The sequence below is a fragment of the Lentibacillus sediminis genome (assembly GCF_002763455.1).
In the GTDB taxonomy this organism is placed as follows: domain Bacteria; phylum Bacillota; class Bacilli; order Bacillales; family Amphibacillaceae; genus Lentibacillus_D; species Lentibacillus_D sediminis_A.
This window is the reverse complement of sequence record NZ_NIXK01000006.1, coordinates 238,309-264,482: the sequence shown is the minus strand read 5'-3', so window position 1 is coordinate 264,482 and position 26,174 is coordinate 238,309. Positions and strand designations below refer to the sequence as shown.

29 protein-coding genes are annotated in these 26,174 nt (G+C 44.8%); 21 read left to right on the top strand and 8 right to left on the bottom strand.

What is annotated here, in order from left to right; all coding sequences use genetic code 11:
* Positions 1–219 precede the first annotated feature (219 nt).
* Positions 220–945 carry a hypothetical protein gene (locus CEG13_RS12095; RefSeq protein ID WP_100012140.1) on the top strand — a complete coding sequence of 242 codons (726 nt, stop codon included), beginning with the start codon at positions 220–222 and terminating at the stop codon, positions 943–945.
* A gap of 575 nt (positions 946–1,520) precedes the next feature.
* On the top strand, positions 1,521–2,051 hold the full coding sequence (locus CEG13_RS12085; protein WP_100012138.1) for a DUF6241 domain-containing protein: 531 nt from the start codon (positions 1,521–1,523) through the stop codon (positions 2,049–2,051).
* A 478-nt stretch (positions 2,052–2,529) separates the two neighbouring features.
* On the opposite strand, the gene CEG13_RS19260 is transcribed toward CEG13_RS12085, so the two are convergent.
* From CEG13_RS19260 to CEG13_RS12070, 4 genes are all read right to left on the bottom strand, one after another.
* Positions 2,530–2,664: a hypothetical protein gene (locus tag CEG13_RS19260; protein WP_275661806.1), complete on the bottom strand. Its 135-nt coding sequence runs from the start codon at positions 2,662–2,664 to the stop codon at positions 2,530–2,532.
* 21 nt (positions 2,665–2,685) lie between these two features.
* The gene (locus CEG13_RS12080; RefSeq protein WP_100012137.1) at positions 2,686–2,982 is read right to left on the bottom strand and encodes a hypothetical protein; all 297 of its coding nucleotides are present in this window, start codon (positions 2,980–2,982) and stop codon (positions 2,686–2,688) included.
* Between the two features lie 451 nt (positions 2,983–3,433).
* Positions 3,434–4,036, bottom strand: a complete 603-nt coding sequence (rpsD, locus tag CEG13_RS12075) for a 30S ribosomal protein S4 (RefSeq protein WP_100012136.1) — start codon at positions 4,034–4,036, stop codon at positions 3,434–3,436.
* A gap of 471 nt (positions 4,037–4,507) precedes the next feature.
* The gene (locus CEG13_RS12070; protein ID WP_100012135.1) at positions 4,508–4,990 is read right to left on the bottom strand and encodes a GAF domain-containing protein; all 483 of its coding nucleotides are present in this window, start codon (positions 4,988–4,990) and stop codon (positions 4,508–4,510) included.
* Between the two features lie 129 nt (positions 4,991–5,119).
* Between CEG13_RS12070 and refZ the strand changes: the two genes are divergently transcribed.
* The 5 genes from refZ (at position 5,120) to CEG13_RS12045 (ending at position 10,759) form a co-directional block, all read left to right on the top strand.
* Positions 5,120–5,770 (top strand): forespore capture DNA-binding protein RefZ, encoded by a 651-nt coding sequence (gene refZ, locus CEG13_RS12065; RefSeq protein WP_338033010.1) that lies wholly within the window; start codon positions 5,120–5,122, stop codon positions 5,768–5,770.
* 453 nt (positions 5,771–6,223) lie between these two features.
* Entirely contained in the window at positions 6,224–7,918 is a 1,695-nt protein-coding gene (gene ezrA / locus CEG13_RS12060; RefSeq protein WP_100012133.1) for a septation ring formation regulator EzrA, read from the top strand.
* A gap of 143 nt (positions 7,919–8,061) precedes the next feature.
* Complete coding sequence (locus CEG13_RS12055; protein WP_100012132.1) at positions 8,062–9,201, top strand: cysteine desulfurase family protein; 1,140 nt, start codon at positions 8,062–8,064, stop codon at positions 9,199–9,201.
* A 6-nt stretch (positions 9,202–9,207) separates the two neighbouring features.
* Entirely contained in the window at positions 9,208–10,413 is a 1,206-nt protein-coding gene (gene thiI, locus CEG13_RS12050) for a tRNA uracil 4-sulfurtransferase ThiI (protein WP_100012131.1), read from the top strand.
* A gap of 145 nt (positions 10,414–10,558) precedes the next feature.
* Positions 10,559–10,759 (top strand): alpha/beta-type small acid-soluble spore protein, encoded by a 201-nt coding sequence (locus tag CEG13_RS12045; RefSeq protein WP_100012130.1) that lies wholly within the window; start codon positions 10,559–10,561, stop codon positions 10,757–10,759.
* 65 nt (positions 10,760–10,824) lie between these two features.
* On the opposite strand, the gene CEG13_RS12040 is transcribed toward CEG13_RS12045, so the two are convergent.
* Entirely contained in the window at positions 10,825–11,619 is a 795-nt protein-coding gene (locus CEG13_RS12040; protein WP_100012129.1) for an NAD kinase, read from the bottom strand.
* 477 nt (positions 11,620–12,096) lie between these two features.
* Between CEG13_RS12040 and CEG13_RS12035 the strand changes: the two genes are divergently transcribed.
* The 12 genes from CEG13_RS12035 (at position 12,097) to CEG13_RS11980 (ending at position 22,850) form a co-directional block, all read left to right on the top strand.
* Entirely contained in the window at positions 12,097–12,675 is a 579-nt protein-coding gene (locus tag CEG13_RS12035) for a DUF2953 domain-containing protein (RefSeq protein WP_100012128.1), read from the top strand.
* Positions 12,676–12,739: 64 nt separating this feature from the next.
* Positions 12,740–13,276: a GerW family sporulation protein gene (gene ytfJ / locus CEG13_RS12030; RefSeq protein ID WP_100012127.1), complete on the top strand. Its 537-nt coding sequence runs from the start codon at positions 12,740–12,742 to the stop codon at positions 13,274–13,276.
* 273 nt (positions 13,277–13,549) lie between these two features.
* Complete coding sequence (locus CEG13_RS12025) at positions 13,550–14,548, top strand: class I SAM-dependent methyltransferase (RefSeq protein WP_100012126.1); 999 nt, start codon at positions 13,550–13,552, stop codon at positions 14,546–14,548.
* 22 nt (positions 14,549–14,570) lie between these two features.
* Positions 14,571–15,755 carry an acetate kinase gene (locus CEG13_RS12020; RefSeq protein WP_100012125.1) on the top strand — a complete coding sequence of 395 codons (1,185 nt, stop codon included), beginning with the start codon at positions 14,571–14,573 and terminating at the stop codon, positions 15,753–15,755.
* 582 nt (positions 15,756–16,337) lie between these two features.
* Positions 16,338–17,495 carry a betaine/proline/choline family ABC transporter ATP-binding protein gene (locus tag CEG13_RS12015; RefSeq protein ID WP_100012124.1) on the top strand — a complete coding sequence of 386 codons (1,158 nt, stop codon included), beginning with the start codon at positions 16,338–16,340 and terminating at the stop codon, positions 17,493–17,495.
* Between the two features lie 16 nt (positions 17,496–17,511).
* On the top strand, positions 17,512–18,153 hold the full coding sequence (locus CEG13_RS12010; RefSeq protein ID WP_239984636.1) for an ABC transporter permease: 642 nt from the start codon (positions 17,512–17,514) through the stop codon (positions 18,151–18,153).
* Positions 18,154–18,169: 16 nt separating this feature from the next.
* Positions 18,170–19,099, top strand: a complete 930-nt coding sequence (locus CEG13_RS12005; protein WP_100012122.1) for an osmoprotectant ABC transporter substrate-binding protein — start codon at positions 18,170–18,172, stop codon at positions 19,097–19,099.
* Between the two features lies 1 nt (position 19,100).
* Positions 19,101–19,748, top strand: a complete 648-nt coding sequence (locus CEG13_RS12000; protein WP_100012121.1) for an ABC transporter permease — start codon at positions 19,101–19,103, stop codon at positions 19,746–19,748.
* A gap of 84 nt (positions 19,749–19,832) precedes the next feature.
* Positions 19,833–20,363: a GbsR/MarR family transcriptional regulator gene (locus tag CEG13_RS11995; RefSeq protein ID WP_100012120.1), complete on the top strand. Its 531-nt coding sequence runs from the start codon at positions 19,833–19,835 to the stop codon at positions 20,361–20,363.
* 74 nt (positions 20,364–20,437) lie between these two features.
* Entirely contained in the window at positions 20,438–21,331 is an 894-nt protein-coding gene (locus tag CEG13_RS11990; RefSeq protein ID WP_100012119.1) for a beta-keto acid cleavage family enzyme, read from the top strand.
* 1 nt (position 21,332) lies between these two features.
* Positions 21,333–22,304 carry a 3-hydroxyacyl-CoA dehydrogenase NAD-binding domain-containing protein gene (locus tag CEG13_RS11985; protein ID WP_100012118.1) on the top strand — a complete coding sequence of 324 codons (972 nt, stop codon included), beginning with the start codon at positions 21,333–21,335 and terminating at the stop codon, positions 22,302–22,304.
* 69 nt (positions 22,305–22,373) lie between these two features.
* Positions 22,374–22,850, top strand: a complete 477-nt coding sequence (locus tag CEG13_RS11980) for a thioesterase family protein (protein WP_100012117.1) — start codon at positions 22,374–22,376, stop codon at positions 22,848–22,850.
* Positions 22,851–23,171: 321 nt separating this feature from the next.
* On the opposite strand, the gene CEG13_RS11975 is transcribed toward CEG13_RS11980, so the two are convergent.
* Entirely contained in the window at positions 23,172–23,600 is a 429-nt protein-coding gene (locus CEG13_RS11975; protein WP_100012116.1) for a universal stress protein, read from the bottom strand.
* Between the two features lie 114 nt (positions 23,601–23,714).
* Between CEG13_RS11975 and CEG13_RS18920 the strand changes: the two genes are divergently transcribed.
* Together CEG13_RS18920 and ald are read left to right on the top strand one after the other, a co-directional pair.
* Positions 23,715–23,876: a hypothetical protein gene (locus tag CEG13_RS18920; RefSeq protein ID WP_192869545.1), complete on the top strand. Its 162-nt coding sequence runs from the start codon at positions 23,715–23,717 to the stop codon at positions 23,874–23,876.
* Between the two features lie 158 nt (positions 23,877–24,034).
* A complete protein-coding gene (gene ald, locus CEG13_RS11970; protein WP_100012115.1) occupies positions 24,035–25,153 on the top strand; it encodes an alanine dehydrogenase in 1,119 nt (372 codons plus the stop codon).
* A gap of 57 nt (positions 25,154–25,210) precedes the next feature.
* Here the strand turns inward: ald and CEG13_RS11965 are convergent, their stop codons facing one another.
* Positions 25,211–25,459: a hypothetical protein gene (locus tag CEG13_RS11965; protein WP_100012114.1), complete on the bottom strand. Its 249-nt coding sequence runs from the start codon at positions 25,457–25,459 to the stop codon at positions 25,211–25,213.
* Between the two features lie 216 nt (positions 25,460–25,675).
* Positions 25,676–26,143, bottom strand: a complete 468-nt coding sequence (locus tag CEG13_RS11960; RefSeq protein ID WP_100012113.1) for a GNAT family N-acetyltransferase — start codon at positions 26,141–26,143, stop codon at positions 25,676–25,678.
* Between the last annotated feature and the right edge of the window lie 31 nt (positions 26,144–26,174).

Genomic DNA, 26,174 nt, shown 5'->3' with positions numbered 1-26,174 from the left:
CTTCAGTCTATTATTATAAAAAACTAAACAAGTGAGGTTAAAATTATGCTTAATTTGTGAGGGATTTTATATACAATACTAATCAGCAGTATTCCGTTTTAATAGTAGAATATGATGGGATAGTAAAAAAATCTAAAATTTATGGGTGAATAAATATCGGAAAGACGATGATTATAACATCTTATTAATAAAACAAGTCCAACGCAGGGGAGAGGTTAATTGAACAGCGACATTGCACTGCTTACTATCATTCATGATAAAGATGGACTGATCCGGCAGCCATTAAAGAAGTCAGTTTCTATCCTCAGAAATTATTACAAACATAAGTATGTTGCCATCAGTGACCAGACTCCAGCTGATATCGGGGAATTACTGAAGCAGGCAGGATTTTCTGTGTTTACTGTCGGGAAGAACGGGGCAGCGAACGCAAGAAGAAATATCTTACGTCTGGTTCAACCATACAAATACGCTTTTTACCATTATTGTGATTTAGACCGATTAATCACCTGGGCGTTACATCACCCTGAAGAATTTCCACAGATTCAAAAACAAATCATGGCAAACGATTATTTGATTATCGGAAGGACAGAAAAGGCATTTTCCACTCATCCTCTGGAGTGGAGAGAAACAGAACGCATGACAAATAGGATGTTTTCTGAAGAATTCGGGGAGGAAGTGGATATTGCTGCAGGCTCTTGCGGCGTGAGTCGGCGAGCATTGGATCTAATAGTGAAGAAATCTGCGGCAAAAATGACGGATGCCGAATGGCCGCTGATTGTCAGAGAGGCGTGGGGGAAGGAGAGCATCGGGTTTACGAAGGCGGATGGCTTGCTTTATTTGCCTCATAATAAATCAAATGATGCAAGCGAGCTGGACTCCTGGCTGAGCAGGATACGTCTTTCTTATATTATTGGGGATTCGATTAGAGGGTTTCGTAGGCGGTAGACTGACAATAAGGAGCCGCATTACTTAATAAGAGGTATTTAGAATGTTTTACGCCATTGGGGGAGTTCAAAAGTGATTTTAAAACACCAATTTCCCTTTTATTTCTTTTACTTTTAGTCGGCTGCTCTGATAATTACGGCGGAAAGCTGACAAGAGATCAAGTTCTGGATCTTAATCCTGATGCAGACCTGATAGAACTGGCTGATGAAACAGTTATATACATGGAGTTGAGTGGATAGAGGAGAAAACATTTACAAAAAACAGAAACTGGAAACCATTAAAAAAGGGATGGCCACAAAATTGCCAGAGGGAGCAATTATATATAGTACGAATGAGCAGTAACCTGTTTTGATTGGAGAGTTCGATGGCATCACCAAAAAATATCTTTTATCTACGGGAGAATAATAATCGATTCATTGTAAAGGTTTTTGGCAAGTCTGATCAAATAAATGAGATTTTTAGAGACGAGGTATGGCCAGAAGAGAATTTGCACAGCCATCCCATCATTGATATTTTTAAAATCAATTGTTAAAATGTTAGATGATTTAAAAATATAAAAAAAGAGGATGGCCAAAATGAGAAGAATTATATGGATTATAGCTTCAATTACAGTAGTGGCAATTGGCCTTTATATATATACTGCTGGTTCAGATACACAGGGGGACGAGGATGAAACTGTGGAAGCAGCAAGAGAAAATAGCGGTGGAACGGTTACTGAGGAAGATTTAGAAGAATTTGCTGAACAGGGGTTGAATCCATTCGGTCTAAGTAAATCCCAGGAGGAATTAACAGACATTGATTATCGGGAATATATCCATGGCATGAGTCATCAAAAAGTGGATGCAAGTGAAAAATGGGGATTCTATGAGATTACGGATAGCCGTATTCAATGGCTGTTAGACGGGTTGGGACTGGAAGATAATAAGAGAGAACTAACTGATTTAGATGTTTACAAGGATATTTTAGAACGCTGGAAGGCTGGCGATTTTTCAAGAGTAGACGAAGATCATAACGTTATATGGGAGATGCAGGGTGGCACGGTTGGCCGAGCAACAGGAATTTTAAGTCCGGAAGAAGAACAGGAATATTTGCAAAGCCGAGAATAAAAAAGGCTAAGAGGAGGTGTGAGGGATTATTCCAAATTAGGCGTAACAATCACTGGATTAGTCGTAGTTCTTTTCACTGTATTTGGTCCAAGCAGATGGTACAGAAGACACTTAATAATATAAACGTAAGCTAGAAGAATCCGGAAAACTAATTTATTTAAGGTGAAGATCAGATACGGAAGCTATTTGAAGATGATACAGACTTCAATCAACTTATGAGCATCCCTCAGACAACCGGAACAATTACAGTGTCTGAACATGATAATGCTTTTCTTGATTACACATAAAAACCCTCAAACCCTTGATTGCCAAAGATTGGAGGGGTTCTATTTTCAATGTATGAAACTTAAGGTGGGGAGGACTCAATCATTCAGTGATTCTTAAATTATGGCATCCTGATTATGATAATTCCCGTCGCGCATGTATTTTTAATTAGTGTGGTTTCAAATTCTGCCTGGTGAGTTGTTTTTCTTTATTATTACAATGTTTGCTGTGGTTGACTTGGATCCTGAATAACGTTTCCACCAGCAACAGTTCCGAATATAAGCAAAGCAATTAGTACAACAAATACAACTCCATGATTAAAAGTTAATCCATCAAATTCCCCTAACATTTAAAACCTCTCCTTCCTTGCTTATTCATTTAAACGCTGATTAATCGCTCCTATAATGTCATCAACTGTCATATTGCCGTTTTCTTTTAGAAATTTAGCCATTTGATCCATATTTTTGTTTTTAGAATTCGGTTGCAGAAATGCTCCCGTAAGGAGTACATCAATCGCTGGCTCATCCCGATAAATCGAAACATAATCGATTCTAAGTTTCCCGGTAACAAGTAATGCAGCAGCGATGATTTCTAAATTACGATCGCTTAATAAATCAGCTGTCGTGTATGAGTTAACATTAGATTTTCGTTTGTTTTGATTAGGCATATAGGATACCTCCTATCACATCATATGTACTGTCATGACAAATGATAAAGAAACCTCCTTTTGTTTAAAGAGATTATTTTTTTGCTGGAAAAAAGAGTGTCATAAAGGAGGGTGAGAAAGGTTATTTACTGCAAATTTCAAAAGCATCGTGTGGATTTACATTTTAAGGTAATTTAAAAAAACCGTTTTGAAATAAGATTGATCAAAACGGATTCCTTACCTGTAAAGTATTATACAATTTGTACCCTATGGCATCTGCCAATTGTAAAACTATATTTTAGTCATTGAATAAGAAAGAAGAGGGCATATCTTATGAATTACCTCGTTTTTGGTGAAATGATTCGTTTATTTTGCATTACTTTACCAACAAGTGAATAACAAAAAAACCCCCCCCTAATCCCTTATATAACAAGGATTAGGGGGGTAAATACAATTCTACGAAGCAATTGCCTTAACGAGAGTAGAACTCAACGATCAGTGCTTCATTGATTTCCGCTGGAAGCTCGGAACGTTCCGGATAGCGGCTGTAAGTACCTTCTTTTTGATCTTCGTCGAAAGTCAGGTACTCAGGTACGAAGTTGTTCACTTCTACTGCTTCTTTCACGATGTCCAGGTTTTTGGATTTTTCGCGCAATCCGATAACTTGGCCTGGTTTAGCAGTGTAAGATGGGATATCCACACGACCGCCATCAACGGTTACATGACCGTGGTTTACCAGCTGGCGTGCTTGTCTGCGAGTGCGGGCAAGGCCAAAGCGGTAAACAAGGTTGTCAAGGCGAGACTCTAGAAGAGTCATGAAGTTTTCACCATGGATCCCTTTCATTTTGCCAGCTTTATCGAATAATGTGCGGAATTGACGTTCGTTCAATCCGTACATGAAACGAAGCTTTTGTTTTTCTTGCAGCTGCAGTCCGTATTCAGATACTTTTCTGCGCTGGTTTGGGCCGTGCTGACCAGGAGCGTAAGGACGTTTATCCAATTCCTTGCCAGTGCCGGTTAATGAAATGCCAAGACGGCGTGATTTTTTCCATACTGATCCAGTATAGCGTGCCATAGACATTTCCTCCTTTTTATTTTATTTGCATAAAATAAATGAGCGTGTCCGTTCCGTTGTCCATTATGTTTTCATGTACCATCGCTCCAGCAGCAGAGAGTTACACGATACACCTTATCTCTTTTGTGAGAATTAAGGAACAAAATGGGTGCAAGCGGTCGTTCACTTAGGCTACCTTATTATTTTACACAAAGAATAGTATATAGGTTTGGCGGGGAGAAGTCAAGGGTGAATTGAATTGGAGGCTTTAAGTGATTTGTAGTATATGGCTTGCCGGGGAGGTGGAAACGTCAGTCTACTGGACAACTGAGGGGTGATCGGCGTGACTTTTGTCCAGTAGGAGGTCTCTATTAGACATTTGAACGCTGATCGCGACGAGAGTTGTCTAGTAGGAGGTCCCTACTAGACATTTAGGTGCTCATCGGAACAAAATTTGTCCGTGAGAGGCCGAGCACTCACTCGCGCCATCTCCTAACTCAACAACCCTTCCAACTTCCGCACAAACTGCTCCAAATGAACCTGATCCGTCTCATCAAACCGGTCTGTCACTGGACTGTCGATATCAAGTACACCATAGATCGAGCCGTTCACGTTCATCGGTAAAACGATTTCTGATCTGCTTGCTGCATCGCAGGCAATGTGGCCTGGGAACTGATGGACATCGGCGACACGCTGGGTTTTTTGTTCTTTCACAGCCGCGCCGCATACACCTTTTCCGTACGCAATATGCACACAGGCAGGCAGACCCTGAAATGGTCCTAAAAGCAGTTCATCATTTTTCCACAGATAAAATCCTACCCAGTTTACTTCATCTAAAAACTGATTCAGCAAGGCTGAGGCATTGGAAAGAATCACGATCTCATCTGTTTCATCTTCCATCAGTGCATCGAGCTGCTTTAATAATAGTTGATATCCATCGGCTTTCGTTCCGGAATACGCAGTTGCTTGAAACATATACATTTTCCTTTCATAATAAAGTAAGAACCTAACCCGCGCCCCTTCGACAAAGGTGTGTTAATTGTCGAGCGAAACTTGCAGGATAAGCTGCCTCTCTTGTCGTATTGGTGATATAAGGAGTTGATTATGATGAAAAAGAATCCTTCCAGACAAAAAGTGATTGACGCTGCATCGTCCTTGTTTTTTCAAAAAGGGTTCAGCGGCACGTCTGTCCGGGATATTGCCGACAAAGCTTCTGTCAATGTTTCCCTGATCAGCTATTACTTCAAAAGCAAGCAGGGACTTCTCGAATATGCGGTCACCCAATACTATGAGGCCTACCTGCAAACCATCGAAGAAACACTGGAGCAGGACGAGTCTCTGCCTGCCTTGGAAAAGATCAAAGATTTAATTTCGTCTATTATACAGTATAAACAAAGCCGCCATCAATTCTCCTGTTTTGTGCACCGCGAACTGTCGTTGGATTCGGTGTTTGTACGGGAAATGGCCGTCACTTACCTGGCAAAAGAAAATTTCTATATCAGTAACACTTTCTTTGCCGCGCTTGAGGAACAGAAGCGCAAAGACCCGGACCGGCAGTTTCTGCTGATGCAGCTGAAGGGCATGCTGATGACCCCATATATGCTGCAAAACGAATGGAAGGAGCAGGTGATCGGCGACTACTCCCACCAGATTTTTGCCAAAAAATACGCTCGGTCCATTCACCAATGGCTCGATTTTATTATTTTGCAGAACAAAAGCGGAAGCGACCGTTTAGCGACGTATGGGCTGGACTGAGCCGGAGGAGATAAAGGAAACACGCCCCTGCAAAAGGGGTGTGCCGGCGTTGGCCGCAAAGGCCGAACTTAGCCGACTTTCCTTAAACTTCGAGCCGATGTTGACTTATCGTACGGAGGTGAAGGAAGTCCACTAGTCGCTGGTCGCTGGAGCTGGACGTGGCCATACCCGCAGAGAAAGTTATCAGCAGCATTTCCGTTTATATCTATCTAGACGACGAGGGAAAACCAGAAAAAAATCCAGTTTCAGTAAAAAACTTAAGCAAAAAGAATGACGGATTATCAATTTTTTTGTATTTTTTTAGCCAAAAATGCCTGTAACATGGTATCATAGAGACTATATTATTAAATCGGTTTTTAAGTTGTTGACACAACTTCTTATAGAAGCGTATCGTTCCAGACGTGAAGCGGGAACGGCGCTTTTCTCAGGTATCGTGAGGGGGCATAGGTAGACATGGCATATTTCATCGGAATTATTCTTGTAATCATCGTACTTATTATCGTCGGCCTTATTCTACGCAAGCGGGTATATGACAGTGTGGACAAATACGAGGCCTGGAAAATGGATATAATGGATCGGAATATTGCATCCCAGCTTAGTCGGATCAAAAGTCTCAACTTATCCGGTGAAACCCAGCAAAAATTCGAAGCATGGAAGGAACGCTGGGAAACGATCGTGACCAAAGAGCTTCCCGATATTGAAGAGCATTTATTTGATGCGGAAGAGGCGGCTGACCGCTACCGATTTCCTAAAGCGAAGAAGACACTCGCAGAAACGGACAGCATTTTGCGTTCCATCGAAAAACGCATTGAGGAAATGCTCCAGGAAGTGGATGACTTGATGGACTCGGAGAAAACGAGCCGGAAAGAAATCGAGGCGCTGGAGCCAAGCATTAAAATTTTGCGCAAAAAAATTTCGCAAAACCGCTATCAGTTTGGCAAATCGGATGTGCATTTTGAAGCAGAAATCGACCGGCTGGAAGAGTTGCTTGCCCAGTATCATGAGCGGAGTCAAGCTGGAGATTATTCCCAGGCGAGAGAGCTTGTTGAACAGCTTAGGGGTGAGCTTCTTGAGCAGGAGGCGCAGATTGAGAAATTCCCTGACCTGTACAAGAAATGCAAATACGAGCTGCCGCAGGATTTGGACAACCTGCTTACCGGGCTGCAGGAGATGAAAGAGGACGGCTACCATGTCGGCCACCTGAATTTTGAAAAGGAAATCCACAACTACCAGGCACGTTTGGAGACAACGGCCCTGTCCATGGAAAAAGGCGAGACAGCCGAAGTGGAAGAAATGATTGCAGATATCGAAGAACGGATCAAGGAAATGTATGATCTTTTAGAAAAAGAAGCCATCGCAAAGAACTACCTGGAATCCAAGATCCCTAGTTACGAAGCATCGCTGAACGAACTGACCACCACCTTCCTTACTACCAAAGAAGAGGTCGAGCAATTAAGAAAAGCGTATCATGTGGAAGACGGCGATATGGAAAAGTATTTATCCCTGGAAAAAACAATTACCGCTTTGAGAAAGCAGCTGGATGAACTGCAGCAGTATCTGGAGGAACAGAGCGCTTCCCATTCGGAAATGCGCGGAAATGTCGAGCAGGGTTTTGAGCGGATTGCGGAACTGCAGAAAGAGCATGATGAATTCAGGCAGCGAATCCACAATCTGCGTAAGGACGAGCTGGAAGCCAAAGAAAAATTGGTGGAAATGCGCCATCAGCTGTATACGATCAGCAAAAAGCTGAAGAAAAGTAATTTGCCTGGCGTGCCAGGTCATATCTGGAATCTGATGGAGAGTGCCTCTGACCGCAATGAGCGGGTTCTTCGCGCGCTGGAGAAACAGCCATTGGACATGGTGGAGGTGCAGCAGCAGCTGAATGAAGCACAGCAGGCAGTTGACCAAGTCTTTGAACAGACAGACCTGATGCTGGAACAGGCATTTTTGACAGAACAAGTCATTCAATATGCCAACAGATACCGCAGCCAATATCCGCTGCTTGCCGGAAAACTGGCCGAGGCCGAGCGGTTATTCCGCTCTTTCGAATATGAGCTGGCGCTGGAAAATGCGGCAAAAGCGGTAGAGGAAGTCGAACCAGGAGCATTGAAACGAATTGAAGAAAACCAGACATTGGTAAAAAGTTAATTGTCGCGGTTAGATTAAGTAAGCACAATCAACCGAAAAGTTAATAATAGATATACGGATGAAAGGCTGTCATTGGGCGAATGCTATTGGATATCAATTGCCCCAGGTCAGCCTCTCTCTATGTGTAAAAGGAGTTTCGCAATATGATTTATTTGGATAACAGTGCAACAACACAGCCCGATCCCGAGGTGCTTGCCAGTTTTGAACAGGTAGCTCGGGAGTTTTTTGCCAATCCTTCTTCCATCCATCAGTTCGGCGGAAAAGCAGAGCAGCTTTTGCATGCTGCCAGAAAGCAGGTCGCCGATTCACTGAAGGTAGAACCGGCAGAGATCGTTTTTACTTCTGGCGGAACCGAGGGCAACAATATGGCGATAAAAGGAATTGCGCTTGAGCATCAGGACAGGGGCAGACATATCATCACCTCCGAGGTGGAACATCCTGCCGTTTATGAAGCATGCCAAAGTCTCGAAAAGTTAGGGTTTAACATTACCTATTTGCCGGTTGATGAAAATGGGACGGTATCGGCTGCCAATGTCAAGCGTGCCATCCGGCCTGACACAATTTTGATTACCTTAATGCATGTGAATAATGAAATCGGCTCTGTCATGCCGATCAGGGAAGTCGGCAACATTGCCAAACAGCATCCGAAGCTGTTTTTCCATGTCGATGATGTGCAGGGTCTGGGAAAAATGCCCCTAACGCTTAAAAACAGCGGGATTGATTTATGCACGTATTCCGGGCATAAAATCCATGGAATGAAAGGGACTGGGATCTTGTATGTCGATAAACGCACGAGATTATTCCCACTAATGCACGGCGGGGAGCAGGAGCGGGCGCTCAGATCCGGTACGGAAAACCTTGCCGGAGCGGTGGCGATGGCCAAGGCGCTGAGACTTATAAAGCAAAAAGAGACAGATCAGGCCAAAAGGCTCCAAGGCATGCAGGATTATTTGCGCAGCGAATTAGCGAAATTGCCCGGGGTGGAGATCAATTCACCTGCCGATGCCGCACCGCATATTATCAATTTTTCCGTGCCTGGCGTGAAACCGGAAGTAATCATTCATATGCTTGGGGAAAAGGAGATTTTCATTTCCACTAAATCCGCCTGCTCGTCGAAACAGAAGGATGAAAGCAAGGTGCTAGCAGCGTGCGGGTTTGAAAGCAGTCGGAGCACATCAGGACTGCGTGTCAGCCTGTCTTACGAAAACACGCAGGCTGAACTGGAAACATTTATACAAGCCCTCTCAGAGGCAATTCAACAATTCAAGGAAGTCATGAGGTAGATAGATATGGAATTTGATCATTTATTAATTCGTTACGGAGAAATGGCATTAAAAGGAAAGAACCGCAAGAAATTTATCATTCAGCTGCAGGAAAATATCCAGCAAAAATTAAAAGGAAGGTTTCCGGAAGCCAAAGTCACACGCACTCAAGGGAGGATGTTTGTTTTGCTGAATGGCCACGATCCGGAGCCAATTATCGAAACGTGCAAAAATGTTTTCGGTATTCAAAGTCTCAGTCTGGCAGTAAAAGTCGAGAATGAAGTCGAAGCAATTAAAGATGCAGCTCTTTATGCATTACAAAACGGGGAAAATGTCCGCACATTTAAAGTGTCGGTCAAACGGATTGCCAAGGATTTTCCTGTGCGTTCCCAGGAGATGAACCAGGTGCTTGGCGGCCATTTGCTTTCCAATACCGAGAGCTATACGGTGGATGTGCACCGGCCAGATCTGGAAATTAACGTGGAGATCCGACTGGAAGCTACTTATATTACGTCCACGGTGATCCCGGGGCTTGGCGGACTTCCCGTCGGCACATCAGGCAAATCGCTCTTGCTTTTATCCGGCGGGATAGACAGCCCGGTTGCCGGCTATCTTGCCATGAAGCGCGGCGTGCAGCTGGAGGCCGTCCATTTCCATTCCCCGCCGTTTACCAGTGAGCGCGCCAAACAGAAAGTACTGGATCTGGCGCAGCAGCTGACGGCATATGGCCGTTCCATTAAGGTCCATATTGTCCCATTCACCAAGCTGCAGCAGGAAATTTTCCGCGAAATGCCGGACAGCTATGCGATGACGATTATGCGGCGGATAATGCTGCGCGTCAGTGAACAGATTTGCCGGGATAAATCGATCCTCTCTATGACGACAGGAGAAAATCTCGGTCAGGTGGCAAGCCAGACGATGGAGAGCATGAATACGATTAATGAAGTGACGAATTATCCGATTATCCGCCCGCTGGTTACGATGGATAAACAGGAGATTATCGAGATTTCCGAGCAAATCGGGATCTATGAAACATCAATCCTGCCGTATGAAGACTGCTGCACGATCTTTGTGCCGAAGTCTCCTAAAACAAGGCCAAGGCGGGACAAAGTAAATGCCTTTGAGGCAAAAAAGGACTTTTCCGAGCTGATTGCAGAAGCTGTGGAAGGAACAGAGACCGTGAAGATGACAGATGAACAGAAGGCTGCTTCGGCGTTTGATGAGTTATTGTAAGGCGCACACGCTATAAGATTGGCGACAAAACGGGTTTTCTTTACAACGGAAAAATCTTGGCAAACTAACAACAACTTCCAGTAAATTGGTTGCATGGTTTGTCTCCTTTTCACACATTCTAAGTGTACCAAGGAGGTGAACTAACATGGCAAATAACAACTCGAATCAATTAGTAGTGCCTGGTGTTCAACAAGCTTTAGACCAAATGAAAACGGAGATTGCTCAAGAATTTGGTGTGTCACTTGGTGCAGATACCACTTCCCGTGCCAATGGTTCTGTTGGCGGAGAAATTACTAAACGTCTGGTTCAAACTGCTGAACAGCAATTTGGCGGACAACAATTCTAAAACTTAATCATCTAATGGCTAACGGGCAATTCCTGATTCAGGAATTGCCCGTAATTTTTTGCGTTCTATAGAAAGGTTCGTTTCACACGATCCCAGTAGGAATTATTTTTCAGTTTAACCGTTTTAACGACATCATCGCTCAGTGTTACTGTTACCTGTTTAATGTTCTGGACCGGATAAGCTTCGTTGTCAAGACCGATAATCGGGTAGTCGTTGCCATCCTGGACAATATTCAGATTCAGGGTGCGCTCTTTGCCTAACACAAACGAGGAACCAAGCGTCCGGTAGCGATTATTGTTCAGGGAAGCAAGCTCAGAAACCTGAACGCTCGGAATCATCGGGTCAATCACTGCACCATTGGTCGATTTGTTGTAGCCGGTTGAACCTGTCGGTGTTGCGATAATCAGGCCATCCCCGCGAAACGTTTCAAAATGCAGGTCATCGATATGCACATCAATGGCAATCGATTTAATGATAGCCGAGCGCACACTAACTTCATTCAAGCATTTGTATTCATTCTCGCCGTTGATCTGAACATTAATCACCGGAAAGCGCCGCACTTCCTTTTCTTCATGCTGCAGGGAATAAAGCATTTCATTATAGTTGTCCAGATTAAAATCACAGTACAGACCCGCCTGGTCAGAATGCGTAATGCCGGCATACAGGCAATCCTGGCGGAATCCTGTTTTTCTCACGGCCTGCAGAAAAGCGCCGTCTCCGCCGATGCTGACAATAATATTTGCGTCCTTGGGATTGTCCACAATCGTAAAATCGTTTTCCTTTGCTAAATCAATCACCGGCTTCAGCTTTTGCTGGGCGGCTTCCTGATTGTAAAAAAAGATGTTGTTTCGCTCTGTCATTCTGTTACCTCCATTAGTTATGGTATTTACATTTTACCACCTTATTGAAATCATTCCCAAAAATATCCGGTTAAAACGGACGGCTTGCAGCAGAATATGAACAAAGGCGGAAGCGCCCGTTTAGCAACGTACAAACTGCGCCTGGCCATGCCAGGTGGTTCGATGTTGCCGCGCATAGCGGCGGTTTTAATCGAACCTCCTCTCTCCGCAATGAGATAAAGGAAACATGCCCCTGCAAAAGGGATATGCCGACGTTGGCCGCAAAGGCCGAACTTAGTCGGCCTTTCTTTACTTAACGAGCCGATGTTGACTTATCGTAGTGGAGGAGTGTGAAGTTTGGGGCTGCGCTAAATGCTCGCCCCACCGAAAAGATTTGCTAGTTGCTGGGCGCTGGGGCCGGACGTAGCCCTAGCTGAAAAGGATATTAATAGCGCCCAAATTTTATACTTCTTATTATGAGAAAAAGGGGATGAAAAAATGGCTTGGATAATAATCGCCATAATCCTTACCGCGGCAGTGATTTTATTATTATTTGCCCGTCTGTATATTACCTGTGATTATACATACACCGGTGGGGAACAGAAACTTTTTATTGCTGTTTCTTTGCTTGGTATCCATTTAATGAAAAAGGAAATCGATATGCAGGAGGAAGAGGAAGGTTGGCAGCTTGATTTTTCCGAATTACCGAATAAGCTCAAGCAAGGCCTGCAGACAGTAAGGGAGATGAAAAAAATGGCCGATTTTATACTGCGGATCGTATACATACATCGTCTCGAGTGGAAAACGGAGGGCGGCACGGGAGACGCGGCTAGCACGGGGACGGTGACCGGGGCGGTTTGGGCAGGAAAGGGCATGATTCTTGGAATAATTAGGGGAAATCTTGAGTGTACGCCGGTGATTCGGGTCGAGCCGGATTTTCAGAGGCGATATGTTGCTTCTTCATTAAACTGTATGGTGTCTGTCCGATTGGGAAAAGCTATACACGCATTCCTTAAAATGATACGCTCCCAACGCAAACTGCAGCAGCCAGTCAGCGGAGCGCCGGGACACGGGTGACAGGCATCATTTGATTTAGACACTTACAGAAAAAGCAAAAGTATCAAAAGCAAGGAGGATCTGTATGAGTGAACATCCGATTCAAGGGTTAATGACAACAGCGATGGAAAACCTGAAAGACATGGTAGAAGTCAATACGATCATCGGGGACCCGGTTGAGTCTCCAGATGGCTGTGTGATCATCCCGGTTTCCAAGCTCGGATTCGGTTTCGCAGCAGGCGGGAGTGAATTTCAGGCAAAGGATAGCCAGGGGGATTCAAGCGGCGGCGGTTCCCTGCCATTTGGCGGCGGCAGCGGTGGCGGTGTCTCGATTACGCCAGTCGCCTTTTTGATCATCAGCAAACAGGGCATTAAAATGGTGCATCTTGATCAGCATACCCATATTTACGAGAAAATGCTGGAATTTGCTCCCCAAGTCGTTGAAAAAGTGGAACAAATGATAAAAGATTCTGCACAATCCCAGCAGGGTAAGGGCTCTGGGTCTGGTTCGGGCTCTGGCTCAGGGGGCTCAGGCTCGGATTCAGGTTCGGGGGACCCGGGATCAAACTCTGGTTCAAAGGAGTCCAAGAAAATTAAATTTCAGTCTAACTATGATATTTAATTGGTGTGAAATCGAACGCTGTCCCAGCGATAAATTCGTATCAGTGGACAGACCGAAGAACAATGCTTCATAATAGATTAGTTCCATAAAGGCAATGCCGTTCATGAGAAGCAGCAGCATGCCCGGATGATAAGGAATTTCTCTCCCGTCTTTATACGGGGGAGATTTTTGCTGTCGGGAAAGCAATATTTGGAAGGGAAACCCATTATTTTTTCATCCATTAAGCCAATCTGATACAATAGAGACGCTTTAGACGGAGAACGGAGGGGTATTGTGGAAGGTGCAAATCAAGTGGAGCGGCTGTTTGAATGGCTCGATCAGACGACGAATCTCATTCAGCAGCATGAAGATCTGCCATATCTGGACAGTTTGGCATATACGATGGACATGCTATTTCATCGGGAGGTGCCCGCAGAAGCAGATGATATTCTATCGCAAAAACTGGGGAATACTTTAAAGGATATCGATTCTTTTGAGCTCAAAACAGATGATATCCGAAAAGCGGTGCAGTTAGCTATATTAAAAGGAATGCAGGGATCGACACAGCAGCAGCATTTAATGACTCCAGACACGGTGGCATTGCTGGCTGGATATCTGGCGGAAAAGCTCACACAGGGGAAAGAGAGCTTGCGGGTATTTGATCCTGTCAGCGGAACGGGAAATTTGATCACAACCGTATTGGGGCAGCTGAAGCAGCCGACAGAGGCTTATGCCGGCGAAGTGGATGCGACCTTGATTAAGCTGGCTGTGCTTAATGCCAATCTGCAGCAGAAGCCGGTTGAATTTTTCCATCAGGACAGTCTGCGGCCATTTCTGCTTGACCCAGTCGACCTGATCGTCGCTGATTTGCCGGTGGGCTATTACCCGGACGATCTGCGCGCCAGTGATTTTGCGCTAAAAGCAGATGAGGGTCATTCTTATGCCCATCACTTGCTGCTGGAGCAGAGTCTGAATTATACGGCAGCCGGTGGATACTTAGTGCTGGTAATCCCCGAATCCCTGTTTAACAGTGACCAGTCAGACAAGCTGCATCGCTATTTGCAGGAAAATGCCCATATTGTCGGTGTGCTGCAGCTGCCGGAAAGTGCCTTTAAATCGGATAAAAACAGGAAAAGCCTGCTGATCCTGCAGAAGCAGGGCGAGGCGACAAGTGCGCCAAAACAGCCGCTGCTCGTCCAGATGCCATCTTTCAAGAATGCCCATGCGATGCAGGACATCATGGCACAGATGAACAGCTGGTTTGCCGATTATAAGGCAAAACATAATGATTAACAAGTTAGGGAGTTGACACATCATGCGCAACATTTTAGCAATAAATGCTGGGAGTTCCTCACTGAAATTCCAGCTCATTCAGATGCCGGACGAGACGGTAACAGCAAAAGGATTGATCGAACGGATCGGGCTGAATGATTCTGTCTTTACAATGGAAACTGAAGGCGATAAGGATAAAATCGTGGAAGATATCGCCGACCATGAAAAGGCGGTAAAACTCCTGCTGAGCAAACTGGAATCTTCCGGTGTGATCAATTCCTTTGATGAAATTGATGCAGTCGGCCATCGCGTGGTGCATGGCGGGGAGCATTTCAGTGATTCAGTAAAAATCACGGAAGAGGTTGTCGAGACAATTGATCAAGTATCCGAACTTGCCCCATTGCATAACCCGGCGAACCTGACCGGCATCCGCGCGTTCCAGGAAATTTTGCCGAACGTGCCAATGGTTGCCGTGTTTGATACAGCCTTCCATCAGACAATGCCGGAATCTTCTTATCTGTACAGCCTGCCATATGAGTATTATGAGGAATATGGCATCCGCAAATATGGCTTCCATGGCACTTCACATAAATATGTATCGGAGAGAGCGTCTGAGCTAATGGATGTGCCATTGAATAAATTGCGCCTGATTTCCTGTCATTTAGGGAATGGGGCAAGCATTGCTGCGATCAAGGACGGCAAATCCCTGGACACCTCCATGGGCTTCACGCCGCTTGCCGGAGTTACAATGGGCACACGCTCCGGGAATATTGATCCGGCATTGATTCCATATATTATGGAAAAAACCGGAAAAACCGCTGATGAAGTGCTCCAGGTACTGAATAAAGAGAGCGGCATGCTGGCATTGTCCGGTTTTTCCAGCGACTTGCGCGATATTGAAGAGCAGGCGGAAGAAAATGAGCGGGCTGAGCTGGCACTGGATGTCTTTGCCGGCCGGATCCACAAATACATCGGCTCCTATTCAGCGAGAATGTCTGGTGTGGATGCGATTATTTTCACGGCAGGTGTTGGAGAAAACAGTGTGGGTATTAGAGAAAAAGTATTAAATGGACTGGAGTTTATGGGAATTTACTGGGATCCGGCATTGAATAATGTGCGTGGGAAGGAACAGTTTGTTAACTACCCGCATTCGCCGGTGAAGGTGATTGTGATTCCGACGAATGAAGAGGTTATGATTGCCCGGGATACGGTGCGGTTGTCATTTTAATAATGTAGCTCGACCTCCCGCTCCGGAAATACCCTTCGCTTTCCGCGGGAAGCTGGTGAGCCTCCTTGTGCTGACGCACTGCGTAGTCTCACCGAGGCTTTTCTTCCCGCAGGAGTCTCAGGGTATTTCCTCCGCTGATTTGTGTGTTTAATATCAAATGACAACTTACAATAATTATATAAAAACTTGGCCTGTCTGACTGGGCCAAGTTTTTTCGTGTTTCAAGAAATTATAGAATTCTTCGAGGTATATCCGGAATATTCTAAATGTATACATGGACAGGAATGCAGATCATCGGATTTTCTCTGAAGAAGATAGAAAGAACAGGACCGGGCCGTACTTTTGCCCGGTCTTTTTGGCATCTGCCCATGCAGTATTTCAGAATTCAAGAGTCAGACAGGGTTGAAATTTAACGCAATCGGGAGATATTTTACGATAAATTCTTTATGAACTTTATACAATTTAAATTGCACACATTTTTAAAAGTGTATGGACTTAAATGCTTGTTTGCTTCAATCAGTCATTCCCCTATACTTGAAAAGGTGTTTTTAGCACGTGAAGTAATTATGGAGGTGTTATGCATTGTTAGAATTTAATAATGTTACAAAGCGATATGGTGGCGGAAAACCTGCCGTCAGAAATCTTAATCTAAAAATAGAAAAAGGTGAGTTTGTTTGTTTTATCGGACCAAGCGGGTGTGGTAAGACGACAACAATGAAAATGGTCAACCGGCTGATTAGCGTTACGGAAGGATCGATTCTCATTAATGGAAAAAAAATTCAGGAACAGGATCCGGTTGAACTGCGCCGGTCGATTGGCTATGTTATCCAGCAAATTGGCTTAATGCCGCATATGACGATTAAAGAAAATATCGTGCTTGTCGGCACATTGCTGAACTGGTCAAAGGAAAAGAAGAATGAACGGGCGCGTGAACTGCTGAAACTGGTTAACCTGCCTGAAGACTATCTTGATAAATATCCGCATGAACTAAGCGGGGGACAACAGCAGCGTATCGGTGTACTGCGAGCACTTGCCGCAAATCCGCCATTGATTTTGATGGACGAGCCATTTGGTGCACTTGACCCAATTACGAGAGATTCCCTGCAGGAGGAATTTAAAAAACTGCAAAAAGAGCTTGGTAAAACGATTGTCTTTGTGACACACGACATGGATGAGGCACTAAAACTTGCGGATCGCGTGGTGATCATGCGTGATGGGGAAGTTGTTCAGGCGGATACTCCCGAGGAAATCCTCCGAAATCCTGCGAACGAATTTGTGGAAGAGTTCCTTGGAAAAGACCGTCTCATTCAAGGACGTCCGGATGTGACAACCGTTGGGCAGATTATGAACAGTTCACCGGTCACAGTAAAAACCGGTACAACATTAAAATCCGCCATTTCCACAATGCGGGACAAGCGTGTTGATTCGCTGCTTGTTGTTGATTCGGATAATGTTTTAAAAGGGTTTATTGATATTGAGACCATCAATCTGAACTATAAAAAAGCCAATGACGTTGAAGACGTGTTGGAAAGCGAGATTTTTTCCGTTTTCCAGAACAGCTTATTGCGTGACACGGTCCATAAAATCCTTCGCCGCGGGGCAACTTATGTGCCTGTTGTGGATGAGCGGCAAAAACTGACAGGCATTGTGACACGGGCGACGCTTGCCAATTTGGTTTATGACACGATTTGGGGCGACGGTATGGAACTGGATGAAACAGAATCCGTCGCAGTAGAGTAGGAGGTGGATGACATTGATGGAATTTTTTGCAGAACATGGGAGCGACCTCTTGTTTAAGACATGGGAGCACTTTTATATTTCACTAACAGCTATTCTGATGGGCGTGACTGTTGCAGTACCACTTGGTGTCCTGCTGTCAAGGGTTCCGAAATTCGCTGGTCGATTCATCCCATTTATCGGTGTTTTACAAACTATACCAAGCCTGGCGATCCTGGCTTTTTTCATCCCGATCATGGGTGTCGGAAAACTCCCAGCGATTACGGCTTTGTTTTTCTATTCCTTACTTCCGATTTTACGTAACACGTACATTGGGGTCCGCGATGTGGACAAAGGTGTCGTTGAAGCAGGCAAAGGGATGGGCATGAGCAATTGGCAATCAATTATTAAAATGGAACTGCCACTGTCCCTCCCGGTGATTATGGCCGGTATCCGTCTGTCAACCGTGTACCTGATCGGATGGGCAGCGCTTGCGGCGTTCATCGGCGGTGGCGGTCTTGGTGATTTTATTTTTGATGGATTGAATTTGTATCAGCCGTCCTTAATCCTGGCTGGAACGATTCCGGCAACGATTATGGCTGTTATTGCGGACCGTTTGCTTGCAGTACTGGAAAATAAACTCACACCCGATGGATTGAAAGATTCCTATGAGGCGACATAGTGTGTTGGAGGTGAAAATGGTGAAAAAAACGGTATATAAATATAGTATGGTATTGCTCCTTTTTGTGATGCTTACCGGTTGTTCATTGCCGGGACTTGCGGGCACATCAAACGATACGATTAAAATCGGCTCGCTCACACAATCAGAATCGGAAATCATCGCACAGATGCTGTCCATCTTGATTGAACGGGAAACAGATGCAGAAACCGAACTTGTGACAAAACTTGGCTCATCAATTGTCCAGCATCAAGGAATGCTGCGGGGGGATATTGGCATATCAAGCACCCGTTATACCGGAACAGATATTGCCGGTGCCCTTAATATGGAGCCGATTAAGGATCCGGATGAAGCACTGGAAACGGTGAAACACGAATTTCAGGAGCGGTTTAATCAAACATGGGCGGAAACGTACGGATTTGAGAACAGTTATTCTCTTGCTGTAACGCAGGAATTTGCTGAAGAGAATAATATTGAAACAATATCAGATCTGGAGCCTTTCGCTGATGAACTTCACTTCGGCGTTAATAATGCCTGGATCAATCGGGAAGGCGACGGTTATGAGGCATTCCAGGAGACGTATTTCGATTTTGGCGAAGTTTTTCCGATGAACCTTGGTCTCGTCTACCAGGCGGCAGCAACCGGTAATATGGATGTTGTCCTGGCTTATTCGACAGACGGACGGATTAAAGAATTTGATTTGAAAGTGCTGGAAGATGATAAGCAATTCTTCCCGCCATATGACGCATCACCGGTCATTAACAATGAAGTTTTGAAAAAATATCCGGAAATTAAAGAGATCACGAAACGTCTCCATAACCAGATTTCCACAGAGCAAATGCAGGAGTTGAATTACATGGCAGACGTTGAATTAATCAACCCGCGAAAAGTTGCCGAACAATTCCTGAAGGCGAATAATTACTTTGAGAAAACCGAGGGAGGGAATTGATATGGAAACCATACAGGAATTTGTTAATTATGTCAGTGTGAATAGCGGCTATATCTGGACAGAATTTTTCAGACATTTTCTGATGGCAGCCTATGGTGTCTTATTTGCGGCAATTATATCGATCCCACTCGGAATCCTGATCGCCAAATACGGTAAACTTAGCAGCTGGGTTCTTGCTGCGGGAAGTATCATTCAAACCATTCCGGCATTAGGTGCCATGGCTGTCATCATGATTGTCATGGGTCTTGGAGCGAACACGGTTATTGTGACACTTATGCTCTATTCGATTTTGCCGATTACACAAAACACGTATGTAGGCATGAAAAATGTGGATAAGACGGTCATTGAGGCGGGACATGCTTCCGGAATGACTAAATTTCAGCTGCTGCGTATGGTCGAGCTGCCGCTTTCTGTCAGTGTGATTATGGCAGGGCTCCGGACAGCACTTGTTATCGGCATTGGCATTGTAGCCATCGGCGCTTTTATTGGTGCTGGCGGGCTTGGTGCTATTATCGTGACCGGAACCAATGCAACCGATGGGACAGCTATTATTTTGGCAGGTGCCATCCCGACAGCTTTAATGGCGATTATTGCCGATCTGGTCATGGGCTGGATTGAACGCAGACTGCAGCCAGGCAAGGCATCCTGATCACTCATTTTTTGAAGCTGATCATGGTTAGATTGATGACATTGTGGTAAGTTGATCTTAACATGCCAAAAAAGGGTGATAGACATGGCAAATCGAAATGAAAAAATTGAAGATGTCGAAACGCAATTTGTTGAAAAAATCACAGATAATATGAATGCCTTTGGTGCGCCAACAAGCGTAGGGCGTGTACTTGGGATCATTTACATGAACAGGGAGCCCATGACACTGGATGAACTGGCAGCTGAAACAGGAATGAGCAAAACACGAATGAGCCAGATTGTCCGTGAAATGATTGATATGAATATTGCTGAACGTGTCTTTAAAAAAGGTATCAGGAAAGACTTGTACCAGGTTGAAGGAGATTATTACCAGACATTTATCTCGCTGTTTACATCCACATGGAAGCGGGCGATCAATCGCAGCCGAAATTTTGAAGAGCGGGTAAAGAAACAAATCGATGAACTGCAGCAGCAGGATTTGACGAAAGAAAATGAACAGACTATTAATGAACTGCTGGCTGAACTCCACGAGTGGAGCGAATACTATGACTGGATCCGCCGGGTAAACGATTTTTTTGAGAGCGGCGAAATTTTCAAGCATGTGCCTAAGAAATAACATCTATTCAGCCGGTTTCGGTATGAAAAACGTCATTAAAATAGCTGATGAAAATCGAATGAGGAGGAGATAGCATGAATAAAAAAGTGATTATGTCATGTGCCCTAACAGGAGCAGGTGACACAACAGGCAAAAATCCGAACGTCCCGGTAACCCCTAAAGAGATTGCAGATTCAGCGATCAAAGCGGCCAAAGCTGGTGCGACAATCGCCCACATTCATGTGCGTGATCCGGAAACAGGCAGGCTGAGTCATGACGTCAATTTGTTTCAGGAGGTTGTGGAGCGTATCCGCGAGTCTGAAACAGATGTGATTATCAATATCACGTCAGGCGGCGGCGGTGACTGGGTGCCAAGTGATGATGACCCGACACGGGGCGGTGAAGGAACCGACATGCAAACACCTGAACAACGTCATGAGCCGGTCGGGAAGCTGTTGCCGGAAATGTGTACACTTGATTGCGGAAGCACTAACTTTGGCAATATGCTTTATGTCAGTCCAACTGATTGGCTGCGCAGGCAAGCCAAACTTGTGCAGGAAAGCGGTGTGAAGCCTGAGCTGGAATGTTTCGACACAGGGCATATTCGTTTTGCCAATCAATTGGTTGAAGAAGGTCTGATTGATGGTGACCCGCTGTTCCAGTTCTGCCTTGGTATCCCTTGGGGAGCGGCAGCAGATGCTGAAACGTTGTCCTATATGAAAAGCCGCATTCCGGAAAACGGCAGATGGGCAGCTTTCGGAATCGGCCGAATGCAGATGCCGATCGTGGCTGAATCTCTTCTTCAAGGCGGCAACATCCGTGTAGGCTTGGAAGATAACCTTTATTTGAAAAAAGGGCAGCCGGCGACAAATGAACAGCTCGTTGATAAAGCAGCAGGTATCGTGCACAGCCTTGGGTCAGATATCATGACACCGGCGGAGGCACGCCAGGAATTAAACCTGCTTAACCCAAATGGAAAGGAAGGCTAGCATGACAACACCAGATGAATCGATCAAACAGATTACCGTTGTCGGGACAGGTGTCATCGGGAACGGGTGGATTACCCGATTTTTAGCCAACGGATACCGCGTTGTTGCTTCAGACCCGGACCCGGAAGCAGAACCTCGCGCCCGTGAAGCTGTTCAGCGGGCATGGCCGAAGATGGAAGAAATGGGGGTGGCTGAGGGTGCCTCACAAGATAATCTCTTCTTTGAACAAGATTTGCAAAAAGCTCTTGAGCAAGCAGATTTTGTTCAGGAAAACGTTCCGGAGCGGGAAGGATTAAAACGAAGCGTTATTGCTGAAATTGATCAATACGCTCCAAATGAGACGATTATTGCTTCAAGCACATCAGGTATACTGCCGAGTACCCTGCAGGCAGACTGCCAGCATCATCCGGAGCGCGTGATAGTAGCTCACCCGTTCAACCCGGTATATCTTGTACCGCTTGTAGAACTCGTTGGCGGTAAAAAAACGGCGTCTTCTTATATTGAAAAGGCAAAGAATTTTTATGATGGTCTGGGAATGAAGCCGCTTGTTGTTCGTCAGGAGATCGAAGGCCATATCGCCGACCGCCTGATGGAAGCAATCTGGCGGGAATCATTGCACATTGTCAATGATGGTGTAGCAACTACGGAAGAAGTCGATGCCTCGATCATATACGGTCCGGGACTTCGCTGGGCACTGATGGGACCGTTCATGACTTTGCACATGGGCGGCGGCAAACAAGGCATGCGTCATCTCCTTGAACAATTTGGCCCTGCATTGAAATTGCCGTGGACGAAATTGGAAGCTCCAGAATTAACGGATGAACTCGCGGAAAAAGTCGTGAGCGGTACAGAAAAACAGACCGGTGATGTGCCAATGGAAAAACTGGAAGACCGCCGCGACCAGTTTTTAATCGAACTCCAGCAGCTGGTGGAAAAGTATTGGCCTGGCGCGAATCTGTCAGGCAGACTTTAAGAGGATGTTCAAAAAGTCCGGTAACCACGCATTTTAATATAAAATTTTCAGGGCAAGGGAGGATTTGAAGTGGGTGAATCAAAATTTATTCTTCAGCATGAGGTGCCTGAAGAATGGATCGACTATAATGGTCACATGAACGATGCTGAATATGTACGTGCATTCAGCTGGGGCGTTGATCGTCTCATGAAACAGATCGGTATTACTGATGATTTTCGTGAACGGAACAAGTACACAATCTATACAATGGAAAGTCACATTTGCTATCTCGATGAAATGAAACTGGGTGAAAAATTCGATATCCGTATGCAGCTCATTGATTATGATGCCAAACGTGTACATGTGTTTTATGAGCTGTTCGGCGAAAATGGCAAACGGGCGGCGACAAGTGAACAGATGCTAATGGGTGTTGATCAGGCGTCCGGAAAAGCAGCAGCCTTCCCGGAAGAAGTTTTTGAAGAGGTAGAAGGGCTTGCCAAACATCACACTGTGGATGAAAAACCGAAAGAAGCCGGTCGTGTTATTGGGATTAGGCGGAAAAAATAAATATAGTAAAAAGTAGCCTCGGCAAGTGTTTAATAACCCCGCTGTGGAAATACACTTCGCTTTCCGCGGGAAGCTGGCGAGCCCCCTTGCGCTGTCGCGCGGCGGGGTCTCACCCAGGCTTTTTTTCCCGCGCCGAACAGGACGTTCAAGTGTCGGCGTTGGTCACAGGACGTGACCGACCTTAGCCGACCAGGAGTCTACGTGTATTTCCTCCGCTGCTGTGTGGTTTGAAACGTCATCAATCAAATAACAGTATTTCAGTGAAAAAACATACAAAAAACTTGGCCTGTCTTACTGAGCCAAGTTTTTTCATTGCTTAAATTAACGTACAACCAGCACATCACATTCTGCATAGCGGGTGATGCTTTCCGATACACTTCCAATCAGAAACCGCTCAACGGCACTCATTCCGGTGGCGCCGCAGATGATCAGATCTGCTTTGAAATCCTGGGCGATGTCTTTGGCAATTTTTACTTTCGGGGAGCCGTACTCGACGCTTTGCAGCAGGTCAGTTAATCCGGCTGCTTTCGCCCGGTCGGTGTAATCGTTCAGCAGTTTTTTCGCATATGTGTCCGATCGCTCGGCAAGCGTGCGGTCATAGGCTTCGGCTGTCGCAAAAGTGCGCGCATCCACCACATGGGCAAGAATCATTCGTGCATGGTTGCGTTTGGCGATATCGAGTGATTTCTGAAACGCTTTTTCGGCAGCCTCCGAACCATCCACAGCGACAACAATATTATGATATTCCATGGTTTATCTCCCCCTTTTATTCATTATATACCCTTTTTGAAGGCAATATAATCAGCAATTATGGGAAATCATGTTTCGACAGAAATCGGACATACTATGCGTGGAGGTGATTAAATGGCCAAAAAGAAAGGCAGACACACTCCAGAGAAGTTCTTTCAAGATGAAACCGGCGTTGCTGCCGTTCAAAATCAGCTGAATGAAAGCTACCAGAGCGGAGTCATTGATCAGCTTGACAACAACAAAGGAATTCATCATTATAATAACCAGAAAAAATAATCTGGAAGGTAATTGACCCATTCTTCACAAAATGGGTCAATTACCAGCTTACATATACAGGGACTTTTTGCTATGCTTAGAGCAGGGATGTTTTTCCAGCAGGTTTTTGGTACAATGAAAATGCTTACAGAAAAAGTTAATGGGCAGGAGGCAGACAAATGAAAATAGGTGTACCAAGAGAACTAAAAAACAACGAAAACAGAGTCGCAATGGCGCCATCAGGGGTTTCCACATTAAAAGATGCCGGGCATGAAGTGTTTATTGAGACAGAAGCCGGACTTGGATCAGGGTTTACGGATGAACAATATGAACAGGCCGGTGCGGTGATTGTCTCTACAGCTGCCGAAGCCTGGAAACAGGAAATGGTTATGAAGGTAAAAGAGCCTGAACAAGAGGAATTCGATTATTTTTATGAAGGACTTATTTTATTTACTTATTTACACCTCGCAGCCGAGCCGGAAGTTACCAAAGCTTTAATTGATAAAAAAGTGGTCGGCATTGCTTATGAAACCGTTCAGCTGGAAAATCGCTCCCTGCCGCTGTTGACACCAATGAGTGAAGTTGCTGGAAGAATGGCTGCCCAAATCGGTGCGCAATTCCTGGAAAAACCAAAAGGCGGTGCAGGTGTCCTGCTTGCCGGAATTCCTGGTGTGAAACGTGGTAAAGTGACGATAATTGGGGGCGGAACGGTTGGAACCAATGCAGCCAAAATCGCTGTCGGCCTAGGGGCAAATGTTACCATTCTTGATTTGAACCCGGAACGTCTACGTCAGCTGGATGACATCTTTGGCTCCTCGATTAATACGATGATCTCCAATCCAATGAATATTGAGATGGAAATCACCGAATCGGATCTGGTGATTGGCGCTGTGCTGATCCCGGGAGCAAAAGCGCCGAAACTGGTTACTGAGGAAATGGTAAAGAACATGCAGGAAGGATCGGTCATTGTGGATGTGGCGATTGATCAAGGTGGAATCCTGGAAACAAGCGACCGGATCACCACCCATGACAACCCGACATATACCAAACACGGCGTTCTGCACTACTCTGTTGCCAATATGCCTGGGGCTGTTCCGCGGACCTCTACAATAGGACTGACCAATGTGACAGTGCCATACGCATTGCAGCTTGCGAATAAAGGGTATAAGAAGGCGTGTCTTGATAATCAGGCATTGCGGAAAGGTGTGAACACACTGGACGGCTTTGTTACTTATGAGGCAGTTGCGGAGGCACATGGGCTGGAGTTTGATGAGGCTTTTAGATTGCTGGAGCGGTGATTTAAATAGAACGGAGCATCAAAGTGATTTGATGCTCCGTTCCTTATTTCAAGAACACTATGCCATTAGATAATCAAAAATAATGCCAAATAGAATTAGCCCGGCACCAATCGTAAAGTGAACCTTTTTTTCATTCACATTTGTTTTCTCTAAAATAGTAAATATGATACCAATTAAGCCGATAAAGATAGCACTTCTAATGAAATAAGGTGTATTCATAAGAAAAAGATTTGAGTACTTTTGTACGAGGCCTGATATAACTCCTATAACCCCCAGTAGCAGGGGAATCCTTAATTTCCAATACATTTAACTTAATCTCCGTTTTTTGTAAATTTGAGTTGCTAAGTGAAAATAAAGCTATTTAATTTTTAAGATTAGAAGCCAAATTTCTCCGTTGAAAAATGCGGCTGTTTCAAAAAAAATGTTTACTTTTCATGTTCAGGCAGATAATGAAAATCGTTCTTTACTTTTATTCAATCATCGCGCCTTTTAAGGGAAGAATCTATAACATACTATAGCTGTTTACTTTGCGCATTCATACTTCATTTTCAAAAACTCAAAACTACTGCCGTTTGTATCTTGCATAAAAGTCTCAACAGATTCAAATCCTGCTTTTTTATAGACCTGTATAGCCCTATCGTTAAAAGTGGCAACTGATAGCGTTATTTCCTTAGGGTTATAGTTGGATAGCACAAATCTGAGTCCAGCTTTAAAAAAGCCCAATCCAAGACCCCTTCCAGTCAATTCAGGTTTCATTCCCAACCCAATATCAATTGCGTCCCCCTTATCATTAAAACTAAAGAACCCAATTTCTTCTTCGCCTTCTTTAACAATGTAATGAGAGTCCTCCCGTTTTTTTGGATCCAAAAATTCAACTAAATCTTCTTCATCGGCCTCAACATCATAAAAAGAATATTTACCTTCATAGTGCCAATTTGAAGCAATATTTTCTGCCTGCTCTTGCGACATTTCACTGAAATTATAATCCATAAAGACCCCTCCAATCATGTCCCTAAAACCT